This is a genomic window from Thalassospira xiamenensis M-5 = DSM 17429 (genome assembly GCF_000300235.2).
Lineage (GTDB): Bacteria > Pseudomonadota > Alphaproteobacteria > Rhodospirillales > Thalassospiraceae > Thalassospira > Thalassospira xiamenensis.
This window is the reverse complement of record NZ_CP004388.1, coordinates 3,370,623-3,385,753: the sequence shown is the minus strand read 5'-3', so window position 1 is coordinate 3,385,753 and position 15,131 is coordinate 3,370,623. Positions and strand designations below refer to the sequence as shown.

The window sequence follows — 15,131 nt, the reverse complement described above, 5'->3', positions numbered from 1 at the left end:
ATTCCCTTTTTAAGTAACGGTTGATCATGGTCGCAAAGAAAACCGCTCTGGATAAGGATCTCAAATGGCAGCGCCGCATGGATGCGGGTGCCGGAGAGACTGCCTCCCTGAGTGCGAAGCTCGGACTTGCGCTTGTCTTTCTTTTGGCGTGCAGCGCCTTTGTCGCCTTTCACATGGGCGGCCTGCCGCAAAGTGGGTTCCTGATCGCCGCTGCGGTGATCGGCGGTTACATGGCACTGAATATCGGTGCCAATGACGTGGCCAACAATGTTGGTCCGGCGGTTGGTTCAAAGGCGCTGACCATGGTTGGCGCCCTTTTGATTGCAGCCGTGTTTGAAGCAGCCGGGGCGATTATCGCCGGTGGCGATGTTGTTGGCACGATCAAGAACGGCATTATCGACCCGACCCAGATGCCCGATGCACAGACCTTTGTCTGGGCGATGATGGCGGCCCTTCTGGCAGCCGCCCTTTGGCTTAACCTTGCCACATGGCTGGGCGCGCCGGTATCGACCACCCATTCCATCGTTGGCGGTGTGATGGGGGCGGGTATGGCAGCCGTCGGCATTGGCGCGGTCAATTGGCCGACTATGGGCACGATTGCCGCAAGCTGGGTGATTTCGCCGGTTCTGGGTGGCGTGATCGCAGCCGCGTTCCTTGCCTTTATCAAGTTCAAGATTCTGTATACCGAAAATTGCGTCGAAGCGGCCCGCAAATGGGTGCCGATTTTGGTCGGTGTGATGGTATCGGCCTTCACCATGTATCTGATGATGAAGGGGATCAAAAAGATCTGGGCTGCTGATACGTGGCAGGTCATTGTTATCGGTATCGCAGCCTTTTTCGTCACCCTGTTGCCGACCCGCAAGGCCGTGCTGCATGCGTCGCGTAACATGACCGGGCGGCGCAAGGAAATCGCATCGCTGTTTCGCATTCCGCTGGTCGTGTCCGCAGCCCTTCTGTCATTCGCGCATGGATCAAATGATGTGGCGAATGCCATTGGACCGTTGGCCGCCATCGTTTCGGGTGTTGATAGCGGCGAGATCGTGACATCGGCCCCGATCCCGATCTGGGTGATGGTGATCGGGGCGATTGGTATTTCTGCCGGTCTGATCCTGTTCGGGCCGAAACTGATCAAGACGGTCGGATCGAAAATCACCAAGCTTGATCCGATCCGGGCCTATACCGTGGCGCTGTCGGCGGCTTTGACGGTGATTGTGGCATCCGCGCTGGGTCTTCCGGTCAGTTCGACCCATATTGCGGTTGGTGCGGTGTTTGGGGTCGGGTTCCTGCGTGAAACGCTAAGCCATCGTCGCCGGATGGATAGTGCGCCGATGCTGGTCGGTGCGGAACAGGAAAGTGACGAACAGAAACAGCATATCGAAGCCCTGCGTCAGCTTGACCCGGCACAGGCCGAAAAGGCCGAGAAGAAACTGCGCAAGCGGTTGCTGGTGCGGCGTCGGTATGCGGTGACGATTGCGACCGCGTGGGTGATCACGGTTCCGGCCGGGGCGTTCCTTGGCGCGTTGCTGTTTTTCACCATTCGCGGGATCATGCTTTAATTCCGTCGGAATTAGGCGCAGAATTGACGTTTCGCGGCACGGTGCTCCTCCTTTTCCCCGGAGCAGCTTGTGGCGATCTGCAGCGGCGGTCAGGCTTTGTCTGACCGCCGTTTTTCCTTGACGCCTGGGGTCTCCAAGCGTAATTACCCCAACCATAATTTGAATCAAACCCGTGCCGAATCGTCGCCCAATCAAAGTGGGCCGCGAGATTTCCTATGCGTGCGTTCTGCTTTTGGTCAGGATTTTGGTTAAGGAAAAACGATGAAAGCCATCATTATTGGCGTTCTGGCAATGGCCGTGACGGTTGTTGCATCGAACATTCTGGTTGAATATCCGCTGCCGGGCGTTTTGGCCGACTGGCTGACTTATGGGGCGTTTACCTATCCGGTGGCGTTTCTGGTGACGGACCTGACCAACCGCGCACGCGGGGCAGCGGCGGCACGCCTTGTCGTGCTGGCCGGGTTTGCGATTGCGGTTGTTCTGTCGTTGATCGTTGCCGATACGCGTATTGCGATTGCATCGGGCACGGCGTTTCTGATTGCGCAGATGCTTGATGTGACGGTGTTTGACAGGCTGCGCCGTGCGACCTGGTGGAAAGCCCCGCTGATCTCATCGGGGATCGGGTCGGCGGTGGATACGGCCTTGTTCTTTTCCATCGCTTTTGTCGGTACCGGGCTTCCGTGGCATACATGGGCGATGGGCGATTTCAGCGCCAAGATCATCATGGCGCTGACCTGTCTGGCACCGTTCCGTTTGCTGATGACGGTGGTGACCCCGCGTATGAAAGCAGCCCCTGCCCAAGGCTGATAGCGGGGTTGATGCAGGGCTGATATTCCGACGCGATGCCTTGAGGTTTTGCATAGGGGGGCGATATAAAGCGCCCCTCTGATTTTTTCTGATAATTGCAGGTTTTGTTTTTCTGATGAAAGTCGATCTGTTCGATTTCGATCTGCCGCGTGAGTGCATTGCCGAACATCCGGCCAACCCGCGTGACAGTGCCCGCATGCTTGATCTGACGGGCGGGAAGACGCATGACCGCATCGTGCGTGAATTGCCCGAAATCCTGCGGCCCGGTGATCTTCTGATTTCCAATGATACCCGCGTGATCCCGGCGCGCCTGTTTGGCAAGCGCGGGGATGCGGGCATTGAAGTGACCCTGCACAAGCAGGAAGGTCTTGCGCAATGGCGCGCCTTTGCCAAACCGGCCAAGAAGCTGCGCGTTGGGGAAACCTTCAAGGTCGCCGATGATTTCGAAGCCGAGGTCATGGAAAAGAAAGACGGCGGCGAGGTGTTGCTGCGCTTTAATGTTGCCGGGGCTGATCTGATTGCCGCCCTTGAAAAATATGGCGTGATGCCGTTGCCACCCTATATCCGGCGCGACAAGGGTGGGGATGATCAGGACAGATCGGATTATCAGACGATTTTCGCCCAGCATGACGGCGCGGTGGCAGCCCCGACGGCGGGTTTGCATTTTACCCCGGAATTGCTGGCAGCGATTGATGCGCGCGGCATTGCGCGGCGCACGATCACGCTTCATGTCGGGGCGGGCACGTTTTTGCCGGTCAAGGTGGATGATACCGAAGACCACAAAATGCACGCCGAATGGGGCAGCATATCGCCCGAAATCGCCAGCCTGATCAATGAAACGCGCGCCAAGGGCGGGCGGGTTGTTGCGGTGGGGACGACTTCGCTTCGGTTGCTTGAAAGTGCAGCGCGCGAGGACGGGGTGGTTGAACCGTTCGAGAACGAGACCGACATCTTTATCACGCCGGGATACAGGTTCCGGGCGGTGGATATGCTGCTGACCAATTTCCATCTGCCGCGATCAACACTTTTCATGCTGGTATCGGCCTTTGCCGGGTTTGAGCGCATGAAGGCGGCCTATGGCCACGCGATTGAAAACAGATACCGTTTCTATTCCTATGGCGATTGCAGCCTGCTTGAATGCGCCAGTAAGATTGAAAAAAGCTGATGACTGAATTCCGTTATGAACTTCTGGCGACCGACGGCAAGGCCCGTCTGGGCCGCATTCATACCGCCCACGGCGTGATCGATACCCCGGCCTTCATGCCGGTTGGCACGGCCGCCACGGTCAAGGGCATGTTGCCGGAAAATGTCGCCGATACCGGCGCGCAGATCTTGCTTGGCAACACCTATCACCTGATGCTGCGCCCCGGTGCGGAACGCATTGCACGCCTTGGCGGTTTGCACAAATTCATGAATTGGGACAAGCCGATCCTGACCGATAGCGGCGGCTATCAGGTGATGTCGTTATCCAAGCTGCGCAAGATTACCGAAGACGGTGTTACGTTCAAAAGCCATATCGACGGGCGCAAATTTGCCCTGTCGCCGGAACGTTCGATGGAAATCCAGCATCTGCTGGGATCGACGATTACCATGGCGTTTGACGAATGCACCCCGTTCCCGGCGACCGAACAGCAGGCCGCAGAGTCCATGCGCATGTCGATGCGCTGGGCCAAGCGGTCCAAGGATGCGTTTGTCGAGCGCGAAGGCTATGCGCTTTATGGCATTCAGCAGGGCAGCGTTTTTGAAAATCTGCGGCGCGAAAGTTCCGAAAAACTGGCCGAGCTTGATTTGCCGGGCCATTCGGTCGGCGGTCTTGCTGTTGGCGAAGGCCAGCAGATCATGTTTGATACGCTTGATTTCTGTGTCGATATGCTGCCCGCCAACAAGCCGCGTTACCTTATGGGGGTTGGCAAGCCATCGGACCTTGTGGGCGCGGTGATGCGCGGGATTGACCAGTTTGATTGCGTTTTGCCGACCCGGTCGGGCCGCAATGCGCAGGCCTTTACCCATCGCGGCACGCTGAACCTTAAAAACGGGCGTCATCGCGATGATGACCGTCCGCTGGATGATCAGTGCAATTGTCCGGCCTGCACGAAATATTCGCGTGCATATCTGCATCACCTGATCAAGGCGGGCGAGATTTTGGGGGCGGTTCTGCTGACCTGGCATAACCTTGCCTATTATCAGGATCTGATGCGTGGCATGCGCGAGGCCATTGCCGCGGGCCGCATGGAACAGTTCGCCCGTGATTTTTATGCAGGCCAGGAAGGCGGGGATATTGATCCCGTGCCGATCATCGAGGATTAATCAAATGGCTGATCAAACCATTTACGACAACCTGACCATGCTGGGCGAGGCCACCGAACAGCCCGCCAGCCCGGATGAAGCGGTTCTTGAACGGGTGCAGAACCCGCAGGCGGGAACCGATTACTGTGTGCGGTTTGTTGCACCGGAATTCACATCGCTTTGCCCGATCACCGGTCAGCCTGATTTCGCCCATCTGGTGATTGACTATGTGCCGGGTGACTGGCTTGTCGAAAGCAAGTCGCTGAAGCTATTCTTGACGTCGTTTCGCAATCATGGCTCGTTCCACGAGGATTGCACGGTCAAGGTCGGCAAACGGATTGCCGATATGATTGATCCGAAATGGCTGCGCATTGGTGGCTACTGGTATCCGCGCGGCGGCATTCCGATTGACGTGTTTTATCAGACCGGCCCGGCCCCTGAAGGGGTGTGGATACCCGATCAGGGTGTTGCGCCCTATCGCGGGCGTGGCTAGTAGCCAGGTCTGCTGGAATTGATGCAAAATCAAAGGCTGCTGTCGGGAAACCGGCGGCAGCCTTTTTGTTTTGGGCATTACCGGTAAGTATAGTTGTTAACAATGCGAATTATTCTCATTGTTTTAGGGTTTGGTTCTTGCTAATAGACGGGCGGGCAGGATGACCTGCGACACTTGGCAACGATATGTTTGGGCAAGGCCATGGCGCGCAACAGCGCATCGGTTCTGATCGCAAGCTTTCAGGAAAATTACGAACAGCTTTTCCGGTTTCTGACCCGAAAGCTGGGCGGGGACCATGAACGCGCAGCCGATGTGGTGCAGGATACCTATGTGCGGCTTGCCGATGCCCCCGATCAGGGCGACGTGATCGACAATCCGCGTGCCTATATCTATCGGGTGGCCGGGAACCTTGCGATTGACGGGATCAGGCGTGAAAAACGCATTACCGCCCATCAAGATATGGGCGAGGATACCAACGCGATCCACGATCCCAAACCCGGCCCGGAAAACATCGTGCTGGATCGCGAACAGATTTTACTGCTTGATAAAGCATTGGAAAAGCTGCCAGAAAAACCACGTATGGCGTTGCTGATGTTTCGGGTCGACGGGTTGTCACACAGTGAAATTGCCGTGCGTCTTGGCGTATCGAACAGCATGGTCGCGAAATATATTGTGCGCGCCCTGCAACATTGCCGTGACGAGCTTCTGCGCGAGGGCGAAAAATAATGGCAAAAATCATTGTAGATTTGCCCATGCCCAAACGTCTTAACAATATGGGCCATGCATTGGTGGCCGTGCGGGACCATTTTCGGGGTATCGGGTTTTGAAGACCGGGTTATCGGATCAGCAACCAGCCAGCAGGCCATTGACCGCCGATCTTGGCGATCAGGCGATTGAATGGCTGGTGATGCTGCAATCAGGCGATGCCACGGCGCGCGATCATGCGGCCTTTGCCGACTGGTGCGCGCAAAGCCCCGATCACGCCCGTGCCGCCGCCGAGGCCCGAAGCCTTTTTGCCGCCGTCGGTCAAACCGAAGCCGCGCAGCAATGGCAGGAAAATCCCGATATCCGGCACGAGATCGGCAGTTTCCGATCCCCCGCGCCGGGGGCTGCAGCGCCCCGCAGACAACCTAGGCTGCAACCGGCACGACACCGGGCAGTTTGGCTCCGGCCCGGACGCCTTGCCATTGCGGGGACGATGATTTGCGCCTTGATGCTGGCGATCTTTGGCGGGTTGGAAGCAACCGGGCCGATTGCGCGCTGGACATCGGATTACAGCACGGCCATCGGGCAGCAGCGGGCGGTGATGCTTGCCGATGGGTCGGTCGCGCATATGAATACCGCATCGGCCTTTTCCGTTGATTTTTCCGGCCCACGTCGCGAAATCCGCCTTGAAGCGGGCGAAGTGATTTTTGACGTGGCGAAGGATGCCGATCATCCGTTTATTGTTTCCGCCAATGGCGGGGCGGCGCGCGCGGTTGGCACGGTTTACGGGGTGCGGCTTGAGGACGGTGGGGCGAATGTCACCGTGCGCGAAGGCATTGTGGAAGTGACCCGTGGCGACAGTGAGCCGGTGCGGATCACCGTCGGGCAGCAGGCGCATTATGACACCGATGGTGGATTGAGAAAGATTACGGATGCCGATCTTGCGGCCTATGGCAGTTGGCAGCGCGGTAAGCTGATTTTCAATCAGCGGACGCTTTCGGATGTGATGGCGGAACTGCAACGCTACCAGCCGGGCAGGATCGTTGTGGCGCGCGATACGTTGCGCGACCTTAAGGTTACGGGTGTGTTCGAAACGACTGACCTTGATGCGGTTTTTGCCTCTATCGCGCAAACGACATCCGCACGCGTTACCCGGTTGCCGTTGCTCACGATCATCTATTGATCCTTCTGGCGAAGGCCACGGGTTCCGGGCTTTTTCCCGATCTGAAAATTTTTTGAATTTTTTACTGCAAATCACGTTAGCCGGTTTCGTCTCAGAAATAACAGCGAATGATTTCGGTTCTTAATTTCATTCGCATCGGGATTTCTGACGAAAAGGCTTATGGAATGAATACAAACGTTTGTGTGGCCCGGCGGATGATGCTGATGGGCTGGAAACGCCGTCTTGCGGTAACCACGGTGATTTCCGGCGTTGTTGCCATCGCACCGTTTTGTGCGACGGCGGCCGATATTGCCGCGTCGCGCGACAATGCCGAAATCGCACAGGCGAGCGTGATTGATTTCAACATCCCGGCACAGGACCTTGACCGGGCGCTGACCAGCCTTGCCGATCAGGCCGGTGTGCGTCTGTTCTTTCCGTCCGGCGGAATTTCCGGTGTTCAGGCATCCGCCATTCAGGGGGAAATGACGGTTGATCAGGCGCTGGGCCAGCTTCTGAACGGGACGGGCTACACCTGGCGCTTTACCGAGGATAACACGGTCACGATTGAACAGATTGCCGCCAGTGGTGAAACGGTGCTTGATCCGGTGCGGGTCGAAGCCAATGCGGTTACCGAAACCGCAGATGGCCCGGTGGACGGCTATGTGGCGACCCGGTCAATGACAGCAACCAAAACTGACACGCCAATCGTTGAAGTTCCTCAAATGGTGTCAGTTGTATCGCGCGAAGAAATGGAAGATCGCGGTGCTGCAACACTGTTTGAAGCCGCACGTTATTCGGTTGGTGTTTTCGGCGAGGCCTACGGCAAGGACCCGCGCGGTTACGACAGTTTTTTCATGCGCGGATTTGAGAATTATGAAAACGGCGAGTTTCGTGATGGTTTACGGGTAACCGGCGGAAATCAGGCGCTTTATGTTGCCGAAGAATACGGCCTTGAACGGGTGAACGTCCTTAAAGGTTCAAGCAATACACTTTATGGGCAAGCCAATATTGGCGGTATTGTCGATAGTGTGACCAAACGCCCGAATGCCGATCAGAAGCAGGAAGTGCGCCTTCAATATGGTGACTGGAACCATGTATCGGGTGCGTTTGATATTGGTGGAGCTGTTGTTGAGGACGAAACGGTTCTGTTCCGTCTTGTCGGTTTGGCAAGCCAGGGCAATTATGAGTACGACCTTGCCAACGGGGATGAGGTCGACAAGGACCGCATCTATATCGCGCCGTCATTCACATATGCCCCGAATGGCGATACCAAAGTGACGATCCTGACGGATTATACGCTTGATAATCGTGGCGGGAACTATGCGTTTGTTGATGCCAAAGGCAACAATGTTGGCTTTATGCCGGGCGAACCGGGATATGAATTCTATGATAACGAACAATTCACGGCGGCGGTTGAACTTGATCACCGGATCAATGATGTCTGGCAGTTCCGTCAAAAGACGCGCTATAGCAGTCTGGATGTCGAAGCGGGAAGTGTCTTTGGCTGGCAGCGTTCAGGCAACAATATTGATCGTTATGTGAACTATACCGACAACGAAGTGCGCGGGGTCGTTCTTGATAACCAGCTTCAGGCTGACTTCGGGACCGATAATATTGATCATACCGTCCTGATGGGGATCGACGGCGAATATGAGCAGAATAATTTCCGCTATGGCGGCGAAGATTACACTGTTTCCAGCCTGAATATCACAAACCCGGTTTATGCTGGTACGACGGGTTTCACCGGCACTTATCAAAGCCAGTATGATTTTGACCAGACCAATACCGAGATCGGTCTTTATGCTCAGGACCAGATGCGGATTGCCGACAATTGGCTGTTTACCCTTGGCGGACGATACTCCAACTTCACGCGCGAGATGGAATATAACCAGACCGGTGAAACGACCGAGAACACCGAAGATGCATTTACCACGCATCTTGCGCTGAGTTACGAGTTCGATAACGGGATTGTTCCCTATGTCAGTTACGCGCAGGGCTTTAACATGAACAACAATGTTGATGCCAATGGCCGGACGTTTGACCCCGAAGAGTCCGACCAGTACGAAGCTGGCGTAAAATACAAGCCGGTTGGCTTTGATGCCCTGTTCAGTGCTGCGGTCTTCCAGTTGGATAAATCAAACGCGGTTACCTATGACTATGGTGCGATTGCATACAGGCAGTCGGAAGAAGTCCGGTCGCGCGGTATCGAGCTTGAGGCAAAGGCATCCCTTACCGAGGCGATTGATGTGACGGCCTCCTATGCCTATACCGATACCGAAATCACCAAAAGTGAAACGGGTGATCGGGGCAATGATGTGCCTTTCGCACCGACGCATATTGCTTCGGCCTGGGCCAAGTATACGTTCAATCATGGTGTGTTTGACGGATTGGCAGTTGGTTCCGGCGTCCGTTTCACCGGTACTTATTATGGTGACACGGCAAACGACTATCAGACCCGTCCGAGGACATTGATTGATGCGGTAGTCAATTATCGCCTGAACGACAACTGGTTGTTGGGGGTGAATGCCACCAACCTGCTCGACGAGAACTATCTGACCAATTGTACGCAATATCGTTGCTATGCAGGCGAAGGACGCCGTGTTATCGCGAACCTGACATATAACTGGTAAATTACGCATTTTCGAGACCATAGGCCGCAGCCATGTGCTGCGGCCTTTTGCGTTTCGGCGACAAACCTATATAAGGCAGCACAGAGAGAGAAAACGACCCAGATGTTTTGCCATGACGGTTGGTGCTGCGATAACCCTTGAAAGCCTTCAGGCCAAAGCCCGTGAAATCGGCTTTGATGTCTGTGGCGTGGCGCGCCCGCAGATTGACGAACGCAATCAGGCGCGGCTCGATGAATTTGTCGCCGCTGCCGAATATGGCACCATGGACTGGATGAATGACCCGGAACGGCTGCCGCGCCGTCGCGATCCGAAAATGCTGTGGCCGGAAGTCAAATCCGTCATTGTTCTGGGTTCCAACTATGGCCCTGCGGAAAATCCGCTAACCCTTCTGGACCATCCCGACCGGGCGATGATTTCGGTCTATGCCAGAAACCGCGATTACCATGACCTGATCAAGAAACGCCTCAAACAGCTTGCGCGCTGGATGATGGAACAGGCGCAAAAATCGGGGGTAGGCGGCGAACAGGTCAAGGTATTTGTCGATACCGCCCCGGTGCTGGAAAAGCCGTTGGGGCAGGCCGCCGGGATTGGTTGGCAGGGGAAGCATACCAATCTTGTGTCCCGCGACTATGGCAGCTGGCTGTTTCTGGGCGAGGTTTTCACGACGCTTGAATTTGATCTGGCGGCGCCGGAAATCGATCATTGCGGGTCGTGCGCCAAATGCCTTTCGGCCTGTCCGACCGATGCGTTTCCGGGGCCCTATAAACTTGATGCGCGCAAATGCATTTCGTATCTGACGATCGAGCATGATGGCTTGATCCCGCCCCAGTTTCGACGCGCCATGGGTAACCGGATTTATGGCTGTGACGATTGTCTGGCGGTATGCCCGTGGAACAAGTTTGCCAGCCGGACACAGGAAATGGCCTTTATCCCGCGCGCCGAACTGACCGCGCCAAGGCTTGCCGATTTCCTTGATCTGGATGACGAGACATTTCGCAGTTTCTTTACCGGATCGCCGATCAAGCGGATCGGGCGGGCGAAGTTTTTGCGCAATGTCCTGACGGCGGTGGGCAATAGCGGGGCGGTCAATCTTGTGCCGCGTGTCGAAAGCCTTTTGACCGACGAAAGCCCGCTTGTGCGCGGATCGGCGGTCTGGGCGCTGTCGCAATTGATGGATGGCAAGGCGTTTGACGCCCTGCGATCCCGTCATGAACGCATGGAAAGTGATCCGGTGGTGCTGGCGGAATGGGCGCGCCCCGCGCCGTGATCCTAGTCGAACGGCACTGTTTCATAATGATAGCGCACATTGCCCGACGGATCGGTCAGTACGATGCCGAACATCGGCTTTAACGGGGCGCGTTCAACCAGTTCTTCTTCCTTTTCATGGCGCATGTCGAGAGGCTCGCCCTTCTGGCTGCTGCCACCGACATTGAACGGAATACCCTGCCAGATGCCGTTGCAGGGACGGTGCAGGTGGCCAAGGAAGATATGCCTGATCTGCGGATGGTCTTTGACGATGACGGCCAGTTCGACGTCTGCATCCATCCGGATCGAGTCAAGGAACGGCAGGCCCATATCAAGCGGCGGGTGATGCATGAACAGGAAGGTCGGCAGGTTTTGGTGCTCTGCCAGTTCGTGTTTCAGCCAGTCAAGCCGGGCGTCGCACAATGTGCCGTGATGGGCATCAGGCACGATGGTATCAAGCATCACAAAGCGGATGCCGCCGATTGTCTGTCCATGATTGATAAAGCCGTTTTCATCGCGCGGCGTATCGGGGAAGGCGGCGAGCATCGGTTCGCGGATATCGTGATTGCCCGGGATCATGATAAACGGCATGGCAAGGGTCGCGAACAGTTCGACCGCGTGGTCATATTGTTCGGGGCGGCCATGATGGGTGATGTCGCCGGTAATCACGCAGATCGTTGCATCGGCATGATATTCATTGATTTCGGCAATGACGGCACGCAGCGTATCACCCGCATGTGGTGGGCGCGAAAGATCATCACGGGCCAGCAGATGCGTGTCGGAAAGATGTATGAATTTCATAGGGATGCCTTATCATGATCGGGTGACGCCACCGGCATGATGATCGAGTTGCCGAGGATTGGGAAGATATACAGGCCGATGAGCAGCGACGTTCGCAAAAGATCTGTGACAATTGCCGGACACCGGACGAGTTTCTCGCTTGAAGATGCATTCTGGTCCGAACTTCAGGGCATCGCAACACGGCGCGACATGGCAATTGCCGAACTGGTGGCCGAGGTTGATGAAGGCCGCGACGGCAACCTTTCAAGCGCCTTGCGGTTATATGTGCTGGCGGATTTGCAGGGGCGGTTGGGGCGGGATCGTGACCCTGATATGCCATCGGGTCACGAAGAAGCACCGGAAGATCAATAAATGTGTGGACTGGCAGGGGCGACAGCCAGCGGGGAGCAACCACGTGTTCACGCAGCACTGAATGCACTTGTCCATCGGGGACCGGATGGTGAAGGGTGCTGGTCTGATCCCGCGGGTGCGGTAACGCTTGGCGTGCGTCGGCTGATCACGACCGATCCGGGGGCTGCGGCAAATCAGCCCCTGATTTCACCCGATGGCCGGTTTGTTCTGGCGTTTAACGGTTATATTGCCGGGCATCGGCGGCGTATTGCGTCCTTGCGCCAAGATGGTTTCACTGTTGAAAGCGACAGTGATGCGGCACTGTTTCTGACGGTTCTTGGTAGTGCCCTGCGTGATGGTGGTGATCCTGCCAAAGCGCTTGGCGATCTTTCCGGGCAGTATGCCTTTGCGCTTTGGGATTGCGCCTTGCGGCAGCTTTGGCTGGGGCGTGATCCCGCCGGGATAAAGCCGCTTTGTTTCGCGGGGTACGGCAGTGGCAATGTGGCTTTCGCGTCCGAGATTGCCGCCCTGCGATGCATCGTTCCGTCTGCGCCGGATCGGGATGTTCTTCCAAATTATCTTGCACATCTGTTTGTCCCGGCACCGGCGACCGGCTTTGCCAATATCCGGCAGTTACGGCCGGGGGAGTTGATCTGCTGGCAGGATGGGACCTTTGACCGTCGGGTCATTCAGCCGACCGCCTGCCATCAAGTTCGCGGGGATAACATAGAGGCCGATCTGCGAGGGGCGATTCGACAATCGGTCGCGGATGCGATGGATGCGGATCGGGATGTTGGCCTGCTGTTGTCCGGTGGGATGGATAGCGGTGCAATTGCCGCGATGGCATCAGACGTTGCACGTGAACGCGGTCAAAAGCCGCCGCCGGGCTTTGTCATGCAGTTCCGCGATGCGACGATGGACGAAACGCCAAGGGCCCGGCAGTTGGCGAAGCATCTGGGAATGGAGCTGCATGTCATTGCGGCACCGGAGGAGCCTGAGGAAATTTTTGGGCATCTGAAGGATGGTTTACGGGCTTTTGGTTCCCCGTTTGGCAATCCGTCGATTGTTCTGATGCAGGCATTGAGTGCGGGCGTGTCAAAGCATGTGCCGGTCTGTCTGGCCGGGGATGGCGGGGATGAGCTGTTTGGCGGTTATCCGCGCTATCGGGCCGCCCGGATGTTCCGTTTTTGGCAGCATATACCCGGTGTTGTTCGGCGCGCGATGGCCGGGAATTTTGCGAGGACATTGCCGCGCAAGGCAGAACGGTTTGTTCGCGGAGGGCAGGGGAGCGCCCAAGATGCGTTTCATTTCTGGAATGATCGTGCGGGCATTTCGCAAGTGTCATCGCAATTGTCATTGGCCGCGGATTTGCCAAATGGCGAATTGAGCGACCGGCTGATGGCGTTTGACCGGAAAATCACCTTGCCGGGCAATCAGCTTGCCATGTCGGATCGGTGCGGCATGGCGTATGGGCTTGAATATCGGGTGCCGTTGCTTGGCCATGAGGTGATGGCAATCGCCGGGCATGTTCCGGCAGGGGCGCATCTGCGCGGCGGGGGGAAGGTCCTGTTGCGGGCGGTCATCGCGCCGATGATGCCTGATGGTTATCTGTGTGCAGGCAAAATCGGCTTCAACCCGCCGATCGCTGAATGGTTGGTTAAGCTTGGCGCATTGCTTTGGGGAAATGACGGGCGGATCATTGATGTCTTGTTTGGCGATCTGCCGGTGACAAACCGCCAACGGCGGCATTACTGGCATAGGGCAACACAAGCTAGGGCACCGGATATGGCGTTAAGCCTTTGGGCGATGCTGGTCTGGAGACTGCGGGAGGGGTGTTGGCAATCGGATATCGGAGCGGCAAACATCAGCACAGCAATGGTGGAAAATGTTGCATTGTTTGCAGCACGCATCAAGACAGGGGGTTACATGCCGGAACGCCCCCAGCCGCGTGAACGGCGATAAAGATTAAGCGCGGTCAGGGCCGTTGGTGCCAGTTGCACCACCTGGCGGGACAGGGCAAGGATGCGGCCTTCGTCGATATCGTCTTCTTCAAAGAAATTCTGTGTGACCCCGCACAAATCGGAAAGCTGGCGCAAGCCAAAGGTACCCGAGGTGCTTTTGAGCACATGGACTTCGTCCCGGACGGTTGCGAGGTCGTCATTTGACAGCGCGTTGTCAATTTTGACCAGACGGGTTTCGGTTTCATTGATGAAAAGGTCGATACCGCATGATGCGCCTTCGTCCCCGGCGTCGGCATAAAGCTGTTCGAGGGTGCGGATATCAAGCACCGGGCTTGAAGGCGGATCAAGGCGTTCCGGGCGGGTGATGCGTGCCCCCTTGGATCGCAATACCGGCGGCGGCGAAAGACGCGGGGCGGAAGCCGCACCCTCCGGGGACCGGCTGATGAGGTCGCGGATGGTATCAAGCAGCTTGGCGCGCTGGATCGGTTTGTTGATAAATTCATCAACCCCGGACTGACGCGCAATGACGTTCCAGTCGCGCGACTGGTGAGCAGACAAGGCAATGATGGGGGTATGGGCAACCGGCCCCTGCATGTGGCGGATGCGGCGCGTCGTATGCAATCCGTCCATATCGGGCATTTCGACGTCCATCAGGATCAGATCGGCCGTCACCCCGCGACGCAGCATGTTCAGCACGGTCTGCCCGTTGGTGGCCTCGACAATGCCGTATCCTTCGGCTTGCAGGATGCGGCGCGCGACCATGCGGTTGCTTTCGCTGTCATCGGCGATGATCACGGTACCGATTTTACTGTCATTGGCCGATGCCGGAAGGGCAATCGGGTGGGGATGCTCCGCCTGCGGCTTGACGAAGCAGACGGAAATCATGCCACCGTCAGCGAGTTCCGTTTCGGAAAACAGCAGGTCTTCTTCGGCAACGCCGGTAATCAGCTGTTCCCACGCCGGGTTCGCATAGATGATCCGTTCATTGCTGTCAAAAAGAGCGATGCCCGCACTTGTCTGTGCCAGTGCATCGATGATCTGGTTATTCATTGGCCACCTTATCGATTCGGTGCCCAGTCCCACATCGCGAATGTAGATTTATATCTTTATATGAAACGTAAACGTTCCTGCCGCGAATTTGGTATTGTTACATCT

Annotated in this window: 13 protein-coding genes; 11 read left to right on the top strand and 2 right to left on the bottom strand. The window is 56.6% G+C overall.

Annotated elements, in window-relative coordinates:
- The first annotated feature begins 26 nt into the window (after positions 1-26).
- From TH3_RS15745 to queG, 9 genes are all read left to right on the top strand, one after another.
- Positions 27-1,556: an inorganic phosphate transporter gene (locus TH3_RS15745; protein WP_007089681.1), complete on the top strand. Its 1,530-nt coding sequence runs from the start codon at positions 27-29 to the stop codon at positions 1,554-1,556.
- 261 nt (positions 1,557-1,817) lie between these two features.
- Positions 1,818-2,363: a queuosine precursor transporter gene (locus tag TH3_RS15740; RefSeq protein ID WP_007089680.1), complete on the top strand. Its 546-nt coding sequence runs from the start codon at positions 1,818-1,820 to the stop codon at positions 2,361-2,363.
- Positions 2,364-2,478: 115 nt separating this feature from the next.
- A complete protein-coding gene (gene queA, locus TH3_RS15735) occupies positions 2,479-3,528 on the top strand; it encodes a tRNA preQ1(34) S-adenosylmethionine ribosyltransferase-isomerase QueA (protein ID WP_007089679.1) in 1,050 nt (349 codons plus the stop codon).
- Positions 3,528-4,670: a tRNA guanosine(34) transglycosylase Tgt gene (tgt, locus tag TH3_RS15730; RefSeq protein ID WP_007089678.1), complete on the top strand. Its 1,143-nt coding sequence runs from the start codon at positions 3,528-3,530 to the stop codon at positions 4,668-4,670. The genes queA and tgt overlap by 1 nt, the downstream gene beginning before the upstream one ends.
- Before the next feature lie 4 nt (positions 4,671-4,674).
- Positions 4,675-5,142, top strand: a complete 468-nt coding sequence (gene queF, locus TH3_RS15725) for a preQ(1) synthase (RefSeq protein WP_007089677.1) — start codon at positions 4,675-4,677, stop codon at positions 5,140-5,142.
- Positions 5,143-5,343: 201 nt separating this feature from the next.
- Positions 5,344-5,868 (top strand): RNA polymerase sigma factor, encoded by a 525-nt coding sequence (locus TH3_RS15720; protein ID WP_040060039.1) that lies wholly within the window; start codon positions 5,344-5,346, stop codon positions 5,866-5,868.
- Positions 5,869-5,965: 97 nt separating this feature from the next.
- Positions 5,966-7,030 (top strand): FecR family protein, encoded by a 1,065-nt coding sequence (locus TH3_RS15715; RefSeq protein ID WP_007089675.1) that lies wholly within the window; start codon positions 5,966-5,968, stop codon positions 7,028-7,030.
- Between the two features lie 164 nt (positions 7,031-7,194).
- On the top strand, positions 7,195-9,639 hold the full coding sequence (locus TH3_RS15710; protein WP_167710583.1) for a TonB-dependent siderophore receptor: 2,445 nt from the start codon (positions 7,195-7,197) through the stop codon (positions 9,637-9,639).
- Positions 9,640-9,751: 112 nt separating this feature from the next.
- Positions 9,752-10,906, top strand: a complete 1,155-nt coding sequence (gene queG, locus TH3_RS15705; RefSeq protein WP_007089673.1) for a tRNA epoxyqueuosine(34) reductase QueG — start codon at positions 9,752-9,754, stop codon at positions 10,904-10,906.
- A 2-nt stretch (positions 10,907-10,908) separates the two neighbouring features.
- Here queG and TH3_RS15700 read toward each other — a convergent pair whose 3' ends face one another.
- The gene (locus TH3_RS15700) at positions 10,909-11,685 is read right to left on the bottom strand and encodes a phosphodiesterase (protein WP_007089672.1); all 777 of its coding nucleotides are present in this window, start codon (positions 11,683-11,685) and stop codon (positions 10,909-10,911) included.
- 78 nt (positions 11,686-11,763) lie between these two features.
- Here TH3_RS15700 and TH3_RS15695 point away from each other — a divergent pair, with 78 nt between their 5' ends.
- Positions 11,764-12,036 carry a ribbon-helix-helix domain-containing protein gene (locus tag TH3_RS15695; protein WP_007089671.1) on the top strand — a complete coding sequence of 91 codons (273 nt, stop codon included), beginning with the start codon at positions 11,764-11,766 and terminating at the stop codon, positions 12,034-12,036.
- Positions 12,037-13,977: an asparagine synthase (glutamine-hydrolyzing) gene (gene asnB, locus TH3_RS15690; protein WP_007089670.1), complete on the top strand. Its 1,941-nt coding sequence runs from the start codon at positions 12,037-12,039 to the stop codon at positions 13,975-13,977.
- Here asnB and TH3_RS15685 read toward each other — a convergent pair.
- Complete coding sequence (locus tag TH3_RS15685) at positions 13,938-15,026, bottom strand: response regulator (protein ID WP_007089669.1); 1,089 nt, start codon at positions 15,024-15,026, stop codon at positions 13,938-13,940. The two genes, asnB and TH3_RS15685, sit on opposite strands and share 40 nt — an antisense overlap.
- Between the last annotated feature and the right edge of the window lie 105 nt (positions 15,027-15,131).